At 39.8% G+C, this 18,782-nt stretch carries 17 protein-coding genes and 1 pseudogene; 15 read left to right on the top strand and 3 right to left on the bottom strand.

Annotation, left to right across the window (positions count from 1 at the left end; genetic code table 11):
- Positions 1–7 precede the first annotated feature (7 nt).
- The 10 genes from ftsZ to HT731_RS05045 all read left to right on the top strand — a co-directional run bounded on the left by ftsZ (position 8) and on the right by HT731_RS05045 (position 11,838).
- Entirely contained in the window at positions 8–1,267 is a 1,260-nt protein-coding gene (ftsZ, locus tag HT731_RS05000) for a cell division protein FtsZ (protein WP_173277917.1), read from the top strand.
- Between the two features lie 4 nt (positions 1,268–1,271).
- On the top strand, positions 1,272–1,943 hold the full coding sequence (locus tag HT731_RS05005; protein ID WP_173277918.1) for a YggS family pyridoxal phosphate-dependent enzyme: 672 nt from the start codon (positions 1,272–1,274) through the stop codon (positions 1,941–1,943).
- Positions 1,944–1,952: 9 nt separating this feature from the next.
- Positions 1,953–2,498, top strand: a complete 546-nt coding sequence (locus HT731_RS05010; protein WP_173277920.1) for a cell division protein SepF — start codon at positions 1,953–1,955, stop codon at positions 2,496–2,498.
- Entirely contained in the window at positions 2,498–2,761 is a 264-nt protein-coding gene (locus HT731_RS05015; protein ID WP_000576506.1) for a YggT family protein, read from the top strand. The genes HT731_RS05010 and HT731_RS05015 overlap by 1 nt, the downstream gene beginning before the upstream one ends.
- Positions 2,758–3,543 (top strand): RNA-binding protein, encoded by a 786-nt coding sequence (locus HT731_RS05020; RefSeq protein WP_140834556.1) that lies wholly within the window; start codon positions 2,758–2,760, stop codon positions 3,541–3,543. Before HT731_RS05015 ends, HT731_RS05020 begins: the two co-directional genes overlap by 4 nt.
- 8 nt (positions 3,544–3,551) lie before the next feature.
- Positions 3,552–4,433 (top strand): DivIVA domain-containing protein, encoded by an 882-nt coding sequence (locus tag HT731_RS05025; RefSeq protein ID WP_345889926.1) that lies wholly within the window; start codon positions 3,552–3,554, stop codon positions 4,431–4,433.
- A gap of 252 nt (positions 4,434–4,685) precedes the next feature.
- A complete protein-coding gene (ileS, locus tag HT731_RS05030; RefSeq protein WP_173277923.1) occupies positions 4,686–7,478 on the top strand; it encodes an isoleucine--tRNA ligase in 2,793 nt (930 codons plus the stop codon).
- A 145-nt stretch (positions 7,479–7,623) separates the two neighbouring features.
- Positions 7,624–8,316: a phosphoglycerate mutase gene (locus HT731_RS05035; RefSeq protein WP_173277925.1), complete on the top strand. Its 693-nt coding sequence runs from the start codon at positions 7,624–7,626 to the stop codon at positions 8,314–8,316.
- A 110-nt stretch (positions 8,317–8,426) separates the two neighbouring features.
- The gene (locus HT731_RS05040) at positions 8,427–9,128 is read left to right on the top strand and encodes an ABC transporter ATP-binding protein (protein WP_173277968.1); all 702 of its coding nucleotides are present in this window, start codon (positions 8,427–8,429) and stop codon (positions 9,126–9,128) included.
- A gap of 1 nt (position 9,129) precedes the next feature.
- Positions 9,130–11,838 (top strand): FtsX-like permease family protein, encoded by a 2,709-nt coding sequence (locus HT731_RS05045; RefSeq protein ID WP_173277926.1) that lies wholly within the window; start codon positions 9,130–9,132, stop codon positions 11,836–11,838.
- A 311-nt stretch (positions 11,839–12,149) separates the two neighbouring features.
- Here HT731_RS05045 and HT731_RS05050 read toward each other — a convergent pair whose 3' ends face one another.
- Positions 12,150–13,013, bottom strand: a complete 864-nt coding sequence (locus tag HT731_RS05050; protein ID WP_173277928.1) for a helix-turn-helix transcriptional regulator — start codon at positions 13,011–13,013, stop codon at positions 12,150–12,152.
- Between the two features lie 191 nt (positions 13,014–13,204).
- On the opposite strand from HT731_RS05050, the gene HT731_RS09505 reads away from it, so the two are divergent.
- From HT731_RS09505 to HT731_RS05070, 5 genes and pseudogenes are all read left to right on the top strand, one after another.
- A complete protein-coding gene (locus tag HT731_RS09505) occupies positions 13,205–13,375 on the top strand; it encodes a PhrA family quorum-sensing system peptide (RefSeq protein ID WP_001227864.1) in 171 nt (56 codons plus the stop codon).
- A gap of 314 nt (positions 13,376–13,689) precedes the next feature.
- On the top strand, positions 13,690–13,986 hold the full coding sequence (locus HT731_RS05055; RefSeq protein ID WP_173277930.1) for a lactococcin 972 family bacteriocin: 297 nt from the start codon (positions 13,690–13,692) through the stop codon (positions 13,984–13,986).
- A 102-nt stretch (positions 13,987–14,088) separates the two neighbouring features.
- Complete coding sequence (locus HT731_RS05060; protein ID WP_173277932.1) at positions 14,089–16,104, top strand: DUF1430 domain-containing protein; 2,016 nt, start codon at positions 14,089–14,091, stop codon at positions 16,102–16,104.
- A gap of 1 nt (position 16,105) precedes the next feature.
- The gene (locus HT731_RS05065; RefSeq protein ID WP_173277934.1) at positions 16,106–16,738 is read left to right on the top strand and encodes an ABC transporter ATP-binding protein; all 633 of its coding nucleotides are present in this window, start codon (positions 16,106–16,108) and stop codon (positions 16,736–16,738) included.
- Positions 16,739–16,878: 140 nt separating this feature from the next.
- Positions 16,879–17,037 (top strand): annotated as a pseudogene (locus HT731_RS05070) (competence protein ComA); the annotation flags it as partial.
- Positions 17,038–17,217: 180 nt separating this feature from the next.
- Here HT731_RS05070 and tpx read toward each other — a convergent pair.
- Together tpx and psaA are read right to left on the bottom strand one after the other, a co-directional pair.
- Entirely contained in the window at positions 17,218–17,709 is a 492-nt protein-coding gene (gene tpx / locus HT731_RS05075; RefSeq protein WP_000256026.1) for a thiol peroxidase, read from the bottom strand.
- A 124-nt stretch (positions 17,710–17,833) separates the two neighbouring features.
- On the bottom strand, positions 17,834–18,763 hold the full coding sequence (psaA, locus tag HT731_RS05080) for a metal ABC transporter substrate-binding lipoprotein/adhesin PsaA (RefSeq protein ID WP_000733069.1): 930 nt from the start codon (positions 18,761–18,763) through the stop codon (positions 17,834–17,836).
- Positions 18,764–18,782 lie beyond the last annotated feature (19 nt).

Here is an 18,782-nt window from a genome sequence, read left to right on the forward strand (position 1 = left end):
ATAAATTATGACATTTTCATTTGATACAGCTGCTGCCCAAGGTGCAGTGATTAAAGTAATTGGTGTCGGTGGAGGTGGTGGCAATGCCATCAACCGTATGGTCGACGAAGGTGTTACAGGCGTAGAATTTATCGCAGCAAATACAGATGTGCAAGCCTTGAGCAGTACAAAAGCTGAGACTGTTATTCAGTTAGGACCTAAATTGACTCGCGGTTTGGGTGCAGGAGGTCAACCTGAGGTTGGTCGTAAAGCTGCTGAAGAAAGCGAAGAAACACTGACTGAAGCTATCAGTGGCGCAGATATGGTCTTCATCACTGCTGGTATGGGAGGAGGCTCTGGAACTGGAGCTGCCCCTGTTATTGCTCGTATTGCAAAAGATTTAGGTGCTCTTACAGTTGGTGTTGTAACACGTCCGTTTGGTTTTGAAGGAAGCAAACGTGGACAATTTGCTGTAGAAGGAATCAATCAACTTCGTGAGCATGTAGATACTCTATTGATTATCTCGAACAACAACTTACTTGAGATTGTTGATAAGAAGACTCCACTTCTTGAAGCTCTTAGCGAGGCAGATAACGTTCTTCGTCAAGGTGTTCAAGGAATTACCGATTTGATTACCAATCCAGGATTGATTAACCTTGACTTTGCCGATGTGAAAACAGTTATGGCAAATAAAGGGAATGCTCTTATGGGTATTGGTATCGGTAGTGGAGAAGAACGTGTGGTAGAAGCAGCACGTAAGGCAATTTACTCTCCACTTCTTGAAACAACAATTGATGGAGCAGAAGATGTGATTGTCAACGTAACTGGTGGTCTTGACTTAACCTTGATTGAGGCAGAAGAGGCTTCACAAATTGTGAACCAAGCAGCAGGACAAGGAGTAAACATCTGGCTCGGTACTTCAATTGATGAAAGTATGCGTGATGAGATCCGTGTAACAGTTGTTGCAACGGGTGTTCGTCAAGATCGTGTAGAGAAGGTTGTGGCTCCACAAGCTAGACCTACTACCAACTACCGTGAGACAGTGAGACCAGCTCATTCACATGGATTTGATCGTCATTTTGATATGGCAGAAACGGCTGAATTGCCAAAGCAAAATCAACGTCGCTCGGAACAAGCTCAAGGATCTGCTTTTGGTGATTGGGATTTACGTCGCGAGACAATTGTTCGTCCGACTGATTCAGTAGTGTCACCGGTAGAACGTTTTGAAATTCCAAATTCACAAGATGAAGATGAGTTGGATACACCTCCATTTTTCAAAAATCGTTAAGTAAATGAATGTAAAAGAAAATACAGAACGTGTTTTTCTAGAAGTCGCAGAAGCAAGTCTGAGTGCTCATCGCGAGAGTGACTCAGTCTCTGTCATTGCAGTTACCAAGTATGTAGATGTACCGACAGCGGAAGCCTTGCTTCCGCTAGGGGTTCATCATATCGGTGAAAATCGTGTAGATAAGTTTCTAGAGAAATATCAAGCTTTAAAAGATCGAGATGTGACTTGGCATTTGATTGGTACCTTGCAAAGACGTAAGGTGAAAGATGTCATTCAATACGTTGATTATTTCCATGCATTGGATTCAGTAAAGCTAGCAGAGGAAATCCAAAAAAGAAGTGACCGAGTCATCAAGTGTTTCCTTCAAGTAAATATTTCTAACGAAGAAAGTAAACACGGCTTTTCGAGAGAAGAATTATTGGAAGTCTTGCCAGAGTTAGCCAAACTAGATAAGATTGAATATGTTGGTTTGATGACAATGGCGCCATTTGAGGCTAGCAGTGAACAGTTGAAAGCAATTTTCAAGGCGACTCAAGATTTACAAAAAGAAATCCAAGAAAAACAAATTCCAAAGATGCCTATGACCGAGTTAAGTATGGGAATGAGTCGTGATTATAAAGAAGCGATTCAATTCGGTTCCACCTTTGTTCGCATAGGTACAGCATTTTTTAAGTAGGAGAGAACCATGTCTTTAAAAGATAGATTCGATAGATTTATAGATTATTTTACGGAGGATGAGGATTTAAGTCTCCCTAATGAAAAACGAGATGAGCCCATTTTGACTCCAATAAATTCTACACAGGACAAGGCTCTTTCAACAAATCAAATACCACGCACAAGCACAAGTAGTACAAAAGAAGCTAATATTACTAGACTGCATGCACGTCAACAAGAGTTAGCCAAGCAAAGTCAGCATTCTACTGAAAAAGTAACAATCGATGTTCGTTACCCTAGAAAATATGAAGATGCGATAGAAATTGTTGATTTATTAGCAGGAAACGAAAGTATTTTGATTGATTTTCAATATATGACTGAAGTGCAAGCTCGTCGTTGTTTAGATTATCTGGATGGAGCTTGCCATGTTCTAGCTGGAAATTTGAAAAAGGTAGCTTCTACCATGTACCTGTTGACACCAGTGAATGTTATTGTAAATGTTGAAGATATTCGTTTACCAGATGAAGATCAACAGGGTGAGTTTGATTTTGATATGAGACGAAATAGAGGACGATAATGATTTTTTTAATTCGTCTGATTTATAATGCAGTGGATATTTACTCCCTGATTTTGGTAGCCTTTGCTGTCATGTCTTGGTTTCCAGGCGCCTACGAATCAAGTTTGGGTCGTTGGATTGTGGCATTGGTAAAACCAGTGCTTGCTCCTTTGCAACGCCTGCCTTTACAGATAGCAGGTCTAGATTTATCTGTTTGGGTTGCGATTGTTTTGGTTCGGTTTTTAGGGGAAAACTTAGTGCGTTTTCTGGCGATGATAGGATGAATAAAGGGATTTACCAGCATTTCTCTATAGAAGATCGTCCCTTTCTTGATAAGGGAATGGAATGGATAAAGAAGGTAGAAGATAGCTATGCTCCTTTTTTAACTCCTTTTATCAATCCTCATCAGGAGAAGCTATTAAAAATTTTAGCCAAAACCTATGATCTTGCTTGTAGTAGTAGTGGGGAATTCGTCTCAAGTGAGTATGTTCGAGTTTTATTATACCCAGATTATTTCCAGCCAGAGTTTTCAGATTTTGAAATGTCTCTCCAGGAAATTGTGTATTCCAATAAATTTGAACACTTAACGCATGCTAAGATTTTAGGGACAGTCATCAATCAATTAGGGATTGAACGGAAACTTTTTGGAGATATCCTAGTAGATGAAGAACGGGCGCAGATTATGATTAATCAGCAGTTTCTTCTTCTCTTTCAAGATGGATTAAAGAAAATTGGCCGTATACCCGTTTCGCTGGAGGAACGTCCTTTCACCGAGAAAATAGATAAGCTAGAACAGTATAGAGAGCTGGATTTATGCGTGTCTAGTTTTAGATTAGATGTTCTTTTATCAAATGTTTTAAAACTATCTAGAAATCAAGCAAACCAGTTGATTGATAAGAAACTTGTCCAAGTAAATTATCATATGGTAGACAAATCAGATTATACTGTTCAAGTTGGAGACTTGATTAGTGTTAGAAAATTTGGGCGTCTGAGGTTGCTTCAAGATAAGGGACAAACGAAAAAAGAGAAGAAAAAAATAACAGTCCAGTTGTTATTAAGTAAGTGAGGAAAAATATGCCAATTACATCGTTAGAAATCAAAGATAAAACCTTTAGCACACGCTTTAGAGGTTTTGATCCAGAAGAAGTAGATGAGTTTTTAGATATTGTAGTCCGTGATTATGAAGATTTAGTCCGCTCTAATCATGATAAGGATTTACATATTAAGAGTTTAGAAGATCGTTTGTCTTATTTTGATGAGATGAAAGATTCATTGAGCCAGTCTGTATTGATTGCCCAAGATACAGCTGAACGAGTAAAACAAGCTGCATCTGAACGTTCAAACAATATTATCCATCAAGCAGAGCAAGATGCACAACGTTTATTGGAAGAAGCTAAGTACAAGGCAAATGAAATTCTTCGTCACGCAACTGATAATGCTAAGAAAGTTGCTGTTGAAACAGAAGAATTGAAGAACAAGAGTCGTGTCTTCCACCAACGTCTTAAATCTACAATTGAGAGCCAGTTAGCAATTGTTGAATCTTCAGATTGGGAAGATATTCTTCGTCCAACAGCTACTTATCTTCAAACCAGTGATGAAGCCTTTAAAGAAGTGGTTAGCGAAGTGCTTGGAGAACCGATTCCAGCTCCAATTGAGGAAGAACCAATTGATATGACACGTCAATTTTCTCAGGCAGAAATGGCAGAGTTACAAGCTCGTATTGAGGCAGCCAATAAAGAATTGGCTGAATTTGAAGCTCAGGCTAAACAGGAAGTGGAAAATCCAACTCCTGTAGTGAGTCCTCAAATTGAAGAAGAGCCTGCTCATCCAGTTGGTCCAATGTATGAAGAGCCAGAAGTAGTCCCAAGCCATTACTCAGGCCCAACACCAGCTACTGAAGCTGTAAACTCAGAACCAGGTTTTGTGGCACCGCAAGAATCTGTTACAATTTTATAAGAAACGATGTGAGAACAATATCTTATCCTTATATTTCCAGCGAGTAGGAGATGGTGTGAGTCCTGCATTCCCTAATGATAAGATTATCCTCTCAAAAACTCAAGTCTGAAGCTAGTAAGATTTGACGTTCCCCACGTTACGGGAAAAGAGGGAGAAAGACTAGATCTTTTTCCGAACAAAGGTGGTACCACGATTTTCGTCCTTTTTGGCAGTCGTGGTTTTTAATTTGTTATTATTTATAAAGGAGATACCATGAAACTCAAAGATACCCTTAACCTTGGGAAAACAGCTTTCCCAATGCGTGCAGGCCTTCCTACCAAAGAGCCAGTTTGGCAAAAGGAATGGGAAGATGCAAAACTTTACCAACGTCGTCAAGAATTGAACCAAGGAAAACCTCATTTCACCTTGCATGATGGCCCTCCATACGCGAACGGAAATATCCACGTTGGACATGCTATGAACAAGATTTCAAAAGATATCATTGTTCGCTCAAAATCAATGTCAGGTTTTTATGCACCATTTATCCCAGGTTGGGATACTCATGGTCTGCCAATCGAGCAAGTTTTGGCAAAACAAGGTGTTAAACGCAAAGAAATGGACTTGGTTGAGTACTTGAAACTTTGCCGTGAATACGCTCTTTCTCAAGTAGATAAACAACGTGAAGACTTTAAACGTTTGGGGGTTTCTGGTGACTGGGAAAATCCATATGTGACTTTGACTCCTGATTATGAAGCAGCCCAAATCCGTGTCTTCGGTGAGATGGCTAATAAAGGTTATATCTACCGTGGTGCAAAACCAGTTTACTGGTCTTGGTCATCTGAGTCAGCCCTTGCGGAAGCGGAGATTGAATACCATGACTTGGTTTCAACTTCCCTTTACTATGCCAATAAGGTAAAAGATGGCAAAGGTGTTCTAGATACAGATACTTACATCGCTGTCTGGACAACTACTCCATTTACCATTACAGCTTCTCGTGGTTTGACTGTTGGAGCGGATATTGATTACGTTTTGGTTCAACCTGCTGGTGAAACTCGTAAGTTTGTGGTTGCTGCAGAATTGTTGACTAGCTTGTCTGAGAAATTTGGCTGGGCTGATGTTCAAGTTTTGGCAACTTACCGTGGTCAAGAACTCAACCACATCGTAACAGAACACCCATGGGATACAGCTGTAGATGAATTGGTTATCCTTGGTGATCACGTTACCACTGACTCTGGTACTGGTATTGTCCATACAGCCCCTGGTTTTGGTGAAGACGACTACAATGTCGGTATTGCTAATGGTCTTGAAGTTGCGGTCACTGTTGATGAACGCGGTATCATGATGGCTAATGCTGGTGCTGAGTTTGAAGGTCAATTCTATGAAAAGGTAGTTCCAACTGTTATCGAGAAACTTGGTAACCTCCTTCTTGCCCAAGAAGAAATCTCTCACTCATATCCATTTGACTGGCGTACTAAGAAACCAATCATCTGGCGTGCAGTACCACAATGGTTTGCCTCAGTTTCTAAATTCCGCCAAGAAATCTTGGATGAAATTGAAAAGGTGAAATTCCACTCAGAATGGGGTAAAGTCCGTCTTTACAATATGATCCGTGACCGTGGCGACTGGGTTATCTCTCGTCAACGTGCTTGGGGTGTTCCACTTCCAATCTTCTACGCTGAAGACGGTACAGCTATCATGACTGCTGAAACTATTGAACATGTGGCTCAACTCTTTGAAGTACACGGTTCAAGCATTTGGTGGGAACGTGATGCTAAGGATCTCTTGCCAGAAGGATTTAGCCACCCAGGTTCACCAAATGGTGAGTTCAAGAAAGAAACTGATATCATGGACGTTTGGTTTGACTCAGGTTCATCATGGAATGGGGTTGTTGTAAACCGTCCAGAGTTGACTTACCCAGCAGACCTTTACCTAGAAGGTTCTGACCAATACCGTGGTTGGTTCAACTCTTCACTCATCACATCTGTTGCCAACCATGGCGTGGCACCTTACAAACAAATCTTGTCACAAGGTTTTGCTTTGGATGGTAAAGGTGAGAAGATGTCTAAATCTCTTGGGAATACCATTGCTCCAAGCGATGTTGAAAAACAATTTGGTGCAGAAATCTTGCGTCTATGGGTAACTAGTGTGGACTCAAGCAACGATGTGCGTATCTCTATGGATATCTTGAGCCAAGTCTCTGAAACTTACCGTAAGATCCGTAACACTCTTCGTTTCTTGATTGCTAACACATCTGACTTTAACCCAGCTGAGGATGCGGTAGCTTACGAAGAACTACGTTCAGTTGATAAGTACATGACGATTCGCTTTAACCAGCTTGTGAAAACGATTCGTGATGCTTACGCAAACTTTGAATTCTTGACAATTTACAAGGCCTTGGTGAACTTTATCAACGTTGACTTGTCAGCCTTTTACCTTGATTTTGCTAAGGACGTTGTTTATATCGAAGGTGCTAAATCACTGGAACGTCGTCAAATGCAGACTGTTTTCTATGATATTCTTGTGAAAATCACCAAACTCTTGACACCAATCCTTCCTCACACTGCGGAAGAAATCTGGTCATATCTTGAGTTTGAAGCTGAAGACTTCGTTCAATTGTCAGAATTGCCAGAAGCAGAAACTTTTGCTAATCAAGAAGAAATCTTGGATACATGGGCAGCCTTCATGGACTTCCGTGGACAAGCTCAAAAGGCCTTGGAAGAAGCTCGTAATGCAAAAGTAATCGGTAAATCACTTGAAGCTCACTTGACAGTTTATCCAAATGAAGTGGTGAAAACTCTACTCGAAGCAGTAAACAGCAATGTAGCTCAACTTTTGATCGTGTCTGAATTGACTATCGCAGAAGGACCAGCTCCAGAATCTGCCGTTAGTTTCGAAGATGTAGCCTTTACAGTTGAACGTGCTGCAGGCCAAGTATGTGACCGTTGCCGTCGTATCGACCCAACAACAGCAGAACGTAGCTACCACGCAGTCATCTGTGACCACTGTGCAAGCATCGTAGAAGAAAACTTTGCGGATGCAGTCGCAGAAGGATTTGAAGAGAAGTAAGGTTGTTGTATTATACTAAGAAGGAAAAGGACTGCCAAACAGTCCTTTCCTTTTTGGTTTTGACTAGCTTTTTTGTGAAAAATTGTGTAAAATAGAATAGATAAACGAGGGGAAACCTCGGAAAATTTAAAGGAGAATCCATCTAATGGTAAAATTGGTTTTTGCTCGCCACGGTGAGTCTGAATGGAACAAAGCTAACCTTTTCACTGGTTGGGCTGATGTTGATTTGTCTGAAAAAGGTACACAACAAGCGATTGACGCTGGTAAATTGATCAAAGAAGCTGGTATCGAATTTGACCAAGCTTATACTTCAGTATTGAAACGTGCTATCAAAACTACTAACTTGGCTCTTGAAGCTGCTGACCAATTGTGGGTTCCAGTTGAAAAATCATGGCGTTTGAACGAACGTCACTATGGTGGTTTGACTGGTAAAAACAAGGCTGAAGCTGCTGAACAATTTGGTGATGAGCAAGTTCACATCTGGCGTCGTTCATACGATGTATTGCCTCCAAACATGGATCGTGATGATGAGCACTCAGCTCACACAGACCGTCGTTACGCTTCACTTGACGACTCAGTAATTCCAGATGCTGAAAACTTGAAAGTAACTTTGGAACGTGCCCTTCCATTCTGGGAAGACAAGATCGCTCCAGCACTTAAAGGTGGTAAAAATGTATTTGTAGGAGCTCATGGTAACTCAATCCGTGCCCTTGTAAAACACATCAAAGGTTTGTCAGATGACGAAATCATGGACGTGGAAATCCCTAACTTCCCACCATTGGTATTCGAATTCGACGAAAAATTGAACGTAGTTTCTGAATACTACCTTGGAAAATAAAAAATTGTAAGTCTAGAATTAATTTCTAGGCTTTTTGTTTTTGTTCCCAGTTTTCAACGACTTGAAAAAGCGATATAATGATATTAAATATGAAAGAAAGAGAAAATGATATGGCTTATATTGAGATGAAACATTGTTACAAGCGTTATCAGGTTGGGGACACGGAGATTGTGGCCAATCGTGATGTGAATTTTGAGATTGAAAAAGGGGAGCTGGTGATTATCCTTGGTGCGTCAGGTGCTGGTAAGTCAACAGTTCTTAACCTTCTTGGGGGAATGGATACCAACGACGAGGGGGAAATCTGGATTGATGGTGTCAATATTGCAGACTATAGTTCCCACCAGAGAACCAATTACCGCCGCAATGATGTCGGTTTTGTTTTTCAGTTTTATAATCTAGTTTCCAATCTAACTGCTAAGGAAAATGTGGAGTTGGCTTCAGAAATCGTGACAGGTGCCTTGAATCCTGACCAGGTCTTGACAGATGTAGGTCTTGCTCATCGTCTCAATAATTTTCCAGCCCAGCTTTCTGGAGGGGAGCAACAGCGAGTCTCCATTGCACGCGCGGTAGCCAAAAATCCTAAAATTCTCCTTTGTGATGAACCGACTGGAGCCTTGGATTATCAGACAGGCAAGCAGGTTTTGAAGATTCTCCAAGACATGTCTCGTCAAAAGGGAGCGACGGTAATCGTCGTGACTCACAATGGAGCTTTGGCGCCCATTGCTGATCGCGTGATTCATATGCACGATGCCAGTGTCAAGGATGTGGTGATCAACCAGCATCCTCAGGATATCGATACATTGGAGTACTAGCATGATCAAGCGAAAAACCTATTGGAAGGACTTGATTCAGTCCTTCACAGGCTCCAAAGGGCGTTTTTTATCCATCTTAACCTTGATGATGCTGGGTTCTTTAGCTCTAGTAGGCCTCAAAGTAACCAGTCCCAACATGGAGGCGACAGCTAATGCTTATTTAAGAACTGCTAAAACCTTGGATTTGGCAGTCATGTCTAATTATGGTTTGAATCAAGCAGATAAAGAAGAACTAGAACAGATAGAGGGCGCAGAGGTTGAGTTTGGCTATTTGACAGATGTGACTATGGAGAATGGGCAGGATGCCATTCGGCTGTACTCCAAATCAGAGCGAATTTCAACCTTTCAGCTAAGAGAGGGACGACTTCCTCAGTCAGACAAGGAAATCGCCTTGGCCACTCATTTGCAGGGTCAATATCGTATAGGACAGGAGATTAGCTTTAAAGAAAAAGAAGGCGGTCATTCCCCTTTAAAAGACCATACTTTTACCATTACCGGTTTTGTGGATTCGGCTGAAATCCACTCCCAGCGAGATATGGGCTATGCAGGAAGTGGAAGTGGGACTCTGACAGCCTATGGAGTGATTTTACCTAGTCAGTTTGATCAGAAAGTCTACAATATAGCTCGTTTGAAATATCAAGATTTAGCAGACTTAAATGCTTTTTCAGAAGCTTATGAAGAAAAATCCAAGCAACATCAGGAAGACCTTGAACAAGCTTTATCAGATAATGGCAAGGTACGTTTGCAACTCTTGAAAAAAGAAGGACAAGAGTCTCTAGACAAAGGTCAAGAGACTCTTGACAAGGCTGAGACTAATTTGCAGGAAGGCAAGCGTCGTTTAGCAACTGCCCAAGCTCGTTTACAGGCTCAGGAAAGTCAACTAGCCTTGCTGCCTCAAGCTCAGAGAGAGCAAGCCAGTGCTCAATTTACCCAAGCCAAGCAGGAATTGAGCAAGGAAGAGGATAAACTAAAGCAGGCTGAACAAAATCTAGCCCAAGAAAAGGAAAAATTAGAAAAACATCAGCAAGTCTTGGATGAATTAGCTGAGCCAAGGTATCAGGTCTATAATCGTCAGACCATTCCTGGCGGTCAAGGCTACCTCATGTATAGCAATGCTTCATCCAGTATTCGAGCAGTGGGTAATATCTTTCCTGTGGTTCTTTATGCCGTAGCAGCCATGGTGACCTTTACAACTATGACTCGCTTTGTGGATGAAGAGCGAACACATGCAGGTATCTTTAAGGCCTTGGGCTATCGCAGTAAGGATATTATCGCTAAATTTCTCCTCTATGGTCTAGTAGCTGGGACTGTCGGAACAGCTCTAGGTAGTATACTTGGCCATTATTTACTAGCTAGTGTGATTTCAAGTGTCATTACAAAAGGCATGGTGGTGGGAGAAACCCAGATTCAGTTCTATTGGACCTATAGCTTACTGGCTCTTGTCTTAAGTTGGGTGGCGAGTGTGTTACCAGCCTATCTAGTGGCTCGTAGGGAACTGCATGACGAAGCAGCCCAGCTTTTACTGCCTAAACCTCCTGTTAAAGGAGCTAAAATCTTACTGGAGCGCATCGGTTTTATCTGGCGCCGTCTCAGTTTTACTCATAAGGTAACAGCCCGCAATATCTTCCGTTATAAGCAGCGGATGTTGATGACGATTTTTGGTGTGGCAGGTTCAGTCGCTCTGCTCTTTGCCGGTTTGGGAATTCAATCCTCTGTAGCGGGAGTTCCGTCTAGACAGTTTCAACAAATTCAACAGTATCAAATGATTGTCTCTGAAAATCCTAGTGCGACCAATCAAGACAAAGCAGAATTGGAAGAAGTGTTGAAAGGACAAGATATCCAAGCCTACCAGAAAATATATTCTAAAACGCTAGACAAGGATTTCAAAGGTAAGGCTGGTCTTCAAACCATTACCCTTATGATGATAGATAAGGAAGATTTTACACCCTTTATCCATCTGCAACATCATCAGCAAGAGCTGACATTAAAAAATGGCGTTGTTATTACAGCTAAACTAGCTCAGCTGGCAGGTGTCAAGGTTGGGCAGACTTTAGAAATTGAAGGTAAGGAACTAAAGGTCGCTGCCATTGCTGAGAACTACGTTGGTCACTTTATTTATATGAGTCAGGCTAGCTATGAGCAAATTTACGTACAGGTGCCCCAAGCCAACACTTATCTGGTTACGCTAAAGGATTTTAGTGCTACTAGTATCGAAAGGCAGGCAGGTTTACTTATGAATCAAGCTGCGGTGTCCAGTGTTGTCCAGAATGCTTCAGCTATTCAACTCTTTGACTCTGTCGCCAGCTCCCTCAATCAGACCATGACCATCTTGGTCATCGTATCGGTTCTGTTGGCTATTGTTATTCTTTACAATCTCACCAATATCAACGTAGCTGAGAGAATCCGTGAACTCTCCACTATCAAGGTTCTCGGTTTTCATAGTAATGAAGTCACCCTCTACATTTACCGTGAAACGATTGTGCTGTCCCTTGTGGGAATCGTACTTGGTCTGGTAGCTGGTTTCTATTTACACCAATTTTTGATTCAAATGATTTCGCCAGCGACTATTCTCTTTTATCCGCAGGTAGGTTGGGAAGTCTATGTAATCCCCGTGACGGCAGTAAGTATCATTTTGATCTTGCTAGGTTTCTTTGTTAATCATCATTTGAGAAAGATTGATATGCTTGAAGCCTTGAAATCTGTAGAGTAATACTCTTCTAGAATCTCTTCAAACAACATTAGCTATATCTGCAACCTCAAAGCAGTGTCTTGAACAGCCTACGGCTAGCTTCCTGCTTTACTCTTTGATTTTCATTGAGTATAAGGTAGTTGTTTTTAGCTGATTGAACTTGAATTTACTCGTAAATCATGACCACCCGCATAGCGGGTGGTTTTTTTGTCTCGCACCTAGCGGAGCGAGACGGACTAATAGTCACATAATTATAAGGCTGATAGTATTAATTTCACTATCAGCCTTACAGGTTATTTAACGTTTCAGAAAAACTATAATGTCAATATTAACTAAACAGTATCTAATTCCTTCAAATAATTTTCTATCTTCATCAACATTAAAGGATTGTTATAAATCTTACATAACTCTCTTGCTTCTATATAATAATTTTTGACTTGTTCTTTGTCTAGAAATTTGGCTCCAGCATTTCCTACAAGAATAAGTAGAGAAGCCAGTTGGTAGCTTGTCTGTCTTTGTTTACAGAGTTCAATCGTCTCAAGAGCTTCTTGGATGGCCTCGTTATATTTTTCCTTTGACACTAGGTAGTGAGCGTAGTTGTAACGAACTCTGATGTAGCCAAATAAAAACTCTTGATGCTCAAAATTTTTTGTCTGATATAACTCCATTAAATGAGAGTAGTTTGCCTCATATTCTTGTTCACGACCCACTAAGGAATGGAAATTAGATAGAGTATTCAATACCTTTAAATAAATCAGAGTATTTGAAGAGACTTTTAATAATATATTTTCCAATGAAGAAATAGCCTCACACTTACTGTCATATTGATAGAAGTCAATAATAGCTTTAATCCATTCAAGGTAAATTCGGTCTTCTAGTGTTAGAAAAGTACTTCGTTCAATCTCTATTCTATAAATATATTCCAAATCGTCATAATTTCTATCATCTAATAGGCGAGCAGATAATTGCTTGAAATTAGAGAGGTTAGATTTAATTTCAATTTGTTCATTAAAAAAATAATCTAATGGTACTTCAAGTCGTTGTGAGAGTTTGAACAAAAGGTCTGCGGAGGGAATGAAATGCCCTCTCTCAATTTTACTAATCTGGCTTTGTTCACAAATTCCTTCTGCAAGAGTTTGTTGGGAGAGTCTCAACTCTTTTCTTTTCAATCTGAATTTCTCTGCGAGTGTATTCATTAAAGATAATAAACCTTCCTATTTGCTTAATTTCATTATAAAATTTTTAGTTCAAAATAGCAAGTTAAAGGGATGAATAATTCCCTATGGTAATAAAAAAATAAAAAAGTCAAAAATTACATAAAAATACTTGGCTAAATAATATATATATGCTAGAATAAAAACAAGGAAACAGAAAGGGGTTTCATTGCATGAGAAAAAAACGTGGAATTAAAAAATTAGTTACATTTGCATTACTAGGGGTTTTTATGTTTAGTAATACAATTCCTTACCAACAGTTTATTCAGAAGAATAAACGATTGGAGATTCGAGTCCAATCACAAAAGAAGTCTGATGGTCTTGATGTTGGGAAGACTGATTGATTTCGGATTACTTTAAAATTCAACTATTTAGAGAAAGGTATTCTTATGAGAGCTTGTAACAATACCAGATAGATATAAGAATGGAGATGTTTGATAAAATGCTTTCATAGCTAACCAACTGTTGAAAATTATGAGTTACAGAATCTAAAGTATTTAAGATTAGTTTATAAAATTAGGTCTCTGCCTGTAGGAAGGAACGTGCAGTTAGAAAGGAGGAAAAAATAGGATACTATAATTCAGACTGAGATTTCTAATTAAAATATGTAGTTGCATTTCGCTCATTTTCATAATATTTCATTTAGAGGAGTAATAATATGTTAAACTTTAGAAAAGTAGTTGCATCATCCCTTGCCGTTTTGGCATTTAGTTTGGCTCTTCCTGTTTTGGCAGCTTCTCACCGTGGTGGCGAGTGGACCTATGGAGGCTATCATGATCCAAATAATTGGGGAGCATTTTCGAATTATTATCATGATTCAGAGTATCACTGGGCCTATGTCGGAAGTAATGGACGTGACAATCAAAAAACAGCTTATGCAGGAGCACGTAGTGCGGCCTATGCGTTTGTTAATACAAATTTTGGGGAGCAAGTTACATTTGATGCGGGATGGTAAAGAATAATTGAAGAAGATTCTTTTATCAATAGTTTAGTAAGCTTGTTAGTTTATAGAGGGAAGGGGTATTTCTGCCCTCTATTTTAGAATAAGGAATGCACTATGAAAAAATTATTTATACTCATATCCAACCTGCTTGCTAGTTTGTTCTTTGTTTGGGTATTTACCATTTGGACTGATACATATGTCTCCAATTATTACCCCAACGTTGTTGTACGTGATTCTTCCCCTGAAACAACTTTTCAGCATGTTGCTACACGCTTGGAAAAACTAGCAGAAGAAACGGATAGCTTTATTGCGATTCAACACCAAGATCTTAACTCAGAAGGTACTACAGTTTTTTCTTATACGACCTTTGGGGACGGAAAGTTGCCTGATGGGCTTCAGGAAAAAAATCTAGAAGATGCTCAAAGTAGTAGTGTTGAAACAAACTATTTTGTATTCGATGGAAACCTAGATATTCACTTGCTAAGGGAGGAGCTAAGTCAACTTGGCTTGACTAACATGCACCTGATAATTCCATCTAAACTATCTACGTTAATGGCTATCTTTAGTAACGGATTTCAGTTAATCAGTTTATTGATTTTCATCTTAACCTTTGGAGCACTGACTTTAATTAGTCAAATTAGCCAATTACGGTCGTCGGGCGTTCGCCTCATTTCAGGAGAGAAACGGTGGTCCATTTTCCTTAGACCAGTTGGTGAGGATTTGAAAGGGATAGCTGTTGGTTTCAGTTTAGCTGGCGTGCTCGCCATTCTTATACAAAAAATTCTGTCGCTTCCAACGCAATCCCTAATGACCATAGGAGAAGGCTTGCTCAGTTATAATCTCATCTTGTTGTCGATCTCCCTGTTTTTCGCTCAACTCTTCGCAGTTGGGATAAAAAAGATACACCTGATGCAGATTATAAAAGGGCAAGTGCCTGTCAGAGGAATCATTAGTTTGATTTTAATCGGTCAACTATTAGCGATTATTATTGTAACGCTGGGAATAGGGAGTAGCTTAAAGTATTCCCAAGCCTGGCAACAGCATCGGATTGGACAAGAGGCTTGGAGCCAGGAAAGGCAACTGATTACCCTATCATTCAGCCGTGAAGGAACGAGTCCTGGTTTTGATGAACAAGCTCAAAGGAAACTCAGAACTTGGTATCAATTGATGGATCTGGCTGTTTCAGAAAAAAAGGCTTTCTTATCTAGACACCAGTTAATTGACCGTTCTTTGCAAAATGGCATGGCTTCCTCCAAAAACTTGACAACCTCTACAGAATGGCACGATTACAGCCCGAATGGCAATGTCCTTATCGTCACACCGCAATACTTGGAGCGTCAAAACATTCCTGTAGATACAACTATTGAGCAAAAGATGAATCACCTTGATGTAGGGGAGTTTGTCTTATTGTTGCCTGAACACCTCCGTTCAGAGGAAGAACATTATAAATCTGTTTTTGAAGACGACTTAACCAGTCGCATGTCTAGTCGAGATGAACGACAGCAAATGACTGCTACGGTAGGTTATTTGGAATCAGGTCAGGATCGTTTTGTGTATAATACGACCCCTATTTCTTACCAGCAGTTTTTGAAAGATCCAATCATCATTGTTATAACACCCCAATCAACTGGTCCACAGTCCATTTTGTTTTGGGTAGACGCAGTACAGAACTACGTTCTCTTTAATCAATTGTCTGATGCCCAGGAGCTTATCCAGAGACAAGGCATTGAAAATTGGGTCTCAGAAATGCAAACAGGTTACCACAACTACATCACATTATTGGATAATATCCAGAGGGAACGTTGGGTAATGCTAGCAGGAGCTGTGCTTGGGATTGCAACTTCAATCTTGTTGTTTAACACTATGAATAGGCTCTACTTTGAAGAATTTAGACGTGCCATTTTTATCAAACGCATTGCAGGTCTCAGGTTCTTAGAAATCCATCGCACTTATCTCTTTGCTCAACTGGGTGTGTTTTTACTGGGATTTATTGCGAGTGTATTTCTTATGGTAGAGATAGTAGTTGCTTTCTTAGTCTCGTTACTCTTTACTGGTCTATCTCTTTTACAGTTACATGTCCAAATGCAGAAAGAAAACAAGATGTCCATGCTTGTTTTGAAGGGAGGTTAATATGATTGAACTTAAACAGGTGAGTAAATCTTTTGGAGAACGAGAGTTATTTTCGAATCTTTCAATAACATTTGAGGCTGGAAAAGTCTATGCCTTAATTGGTTCAAGTGGTAGCGGAAAAACAACCTTGATGAACATGATTGGGAAATTAGAATCTTATGATGGCACGATTTTTTACCGAGGTAAAGACTTGGCCAAGTATAAATCGAGTGATTTTTTCCGTCACGAATTGGGCTACCTCTTCCAGAACTTTGGCTTAATTGAAAACCAAAGTATTGAAGAAAACCTTAAGCTAGGTCTCATTGGTCAAAAGTTGAGTCGGTCGGAACAGCGGTTGAGGCAGAAGCAGGCTTTAGAACAGGTCGGCCTGGCTTATCTTGACCTAGATAAGCGCATCTTTGAGTTATCGGGCGGAGAATCGCAACGGGTTGCCTTGGCAAAAGTTATCTTAAAGAATCCACCCTTTATTCTGGCAGATGAGCCAACAGCTTCAATAGACCCCGCAACCTCTCAGTTGATTATGGAGATTTTGCTATCTCTTCGAGATGATAATAGGCTAATCATTATCGCAACACATAATCCGGCAATTTGGGAGATGGCTGATGAAGTGTTCACGATGGATCGTCTGAAATAAAAATCCTTGTTTTTAATTGCACGATGAGTTACTGAAATATTATCATGAATCAATAATTGGAGTTAATTTAGAATTGTACTTTATTAATATTGAGGTAACTTTTTCTTGATAAAGGAAGAAATAGTGGAGAGGAAGTTAGATTGAAAAAATTCGACAATTATATTATTGATAAGCCTTGCGATTCTAATTCAGATAAACTGTAAAAAATCTTAATAATTGAAAGTTTGGTAGATGATATTTTGCAATTTTCTATCAGAGTCAATAATAGTGTAGGAGAGATTTTCCTCCTACAACCGTTTCAAAAGAAATATTTACCCATTGGGAGAAGATGTTGCAGTGGATAATGTGTTGCTCACTGAAAAATATGATTTTCAACTAAAAGATTTTGAAGGATTCATTTCAAAATAAATAATAATTAAAGAATAAGAAAAATCCTCCGTTTCAAAGAGTAGGGAACTCTTTGTGACAGAGGATTTTTTCTATAGGGCTTTAGCAGCTGCAATTGCGGCTTCGAAGTTTGGTTCAGAGTTGATATTGTCCACGTATTCAACGTAGCGAATCGTATTGTCAGTATCGAGGACAAAGACTGCGCGTGCCAATAGGTGCCACTCATTGATTAAGAGGGCATAATCACGCCCAAAGGAATGGTCGAAATAGTCTGAGAGCATGATGGCATTTTCAATGCCCTCAGCACCACACCAACGTTTTTGAGCAAAAGGTAGGTCCATGGAAACAGTCAATACGACCGTGTTGTCCAGTCCAGCCAGCTCTTCATTAAAGCGACGCGTTTGAGTTGAGCAGATGCCTGTATCGATAGAAGGCACGACACTCAAGACTTTTTTCTTACCGTCAAAATCGGCCAGAGATTTTTTAGAAAGGTCTGTTGTAGTGAGAGAAAAATCAAGCGCCTTGTCGCCGACTTGTAGTTGTTTACCTGTAAAGCTCACAGGATTTCCGAGAAAAGTTACCATAGGATACTCCAATCTTTTTTCTTCCATTTTAGCTGAAACAGTCGGAATTTTCCAATGATTTGACTGGAAATGTAGGCATAGAAAAAACGCCAGCTCACATGTGAGAATGACGTTTTTCATAGGATTATTTTGCCAATCCTTCAGCAATCTTGTCAAGGTTGTATTTCATCATGTTGTAGTAGCTGTCGCCTTCTTTACCTTGTTCTGCGATAGAGTCAGTAAAGATTTGTGCGTAGATTGGGATATTTGTATCTTGTGAGACAGTCTTCATTGGACGGTCATCTACACTTGATTCTACAAAGAGTGATGGAACTTTTGTTTGGCGAAGTTTTTCAACCAAGGTCTTGATTTGTTCAGGTGTTCCTTCTTCTTCAGTATTGATTTCCCAGATGTAGGCACTTGGGACACCATAGGCTTTAGAGAAGTATTTGAATGCTCCTTCGCTGGTTACAATGAGTTTCTTTTCAGCAGGGATGTTATTAAATTTATCCTTACTTTCTTTATCAAGTTTGTCTAACTTATCAGTATATTCTTTGAGATTTTTTTCATAGAATTCCTTGTTGTTAGGATCTTTAGCGCTCAATTGTTTGGCGATATTTTTAGCAAAGATAATTCCATTTTCAAGGTTAAGCCAAGCGTGTGGGTCTTCTTTACCTTTTTCATTTTTTCCTTCAAGGTAGATAACATCAACGCCTTCGCTGACTGCAAAGTAGTCTTTGTTTTCAGTTTTCTTAGCATTTTCTACCAATTTGCTAAACCAAGCATTGCCACCTGTTTCAAGGTTGATACCGTTATAGAAAATGAGGTCAGCCTCAGAAGTTTTCTTAACATCTTCAGGGAGTGGTTCGTATTCGTGTGGGTCTTGTCCAATCGGAACGATACTGTGAAGATCAATCTTGTCACCAGCAATATTTTTAGTAATATCAGCGATGATTGAGTTTGTAGCAACAACTTTTAGTTTTTGACCAGAAGCTGCATCTTTTTTTCCGCTAGCACATGCTACAAGAGCAATAACGGAAAGAAAGAGAACGAGTAATGTACCTAATTTTTTCATTAGATCCTCCAATTTATTG

Source organism: Streptococcus sp. k-163 (assembly GCF_013277555.1).
Taxonomy (GTDB): domain Bacteria; phylum Bacillota; class Bacilli; order Lactobacillales; family Streptococcaceae; genus Streptococcus.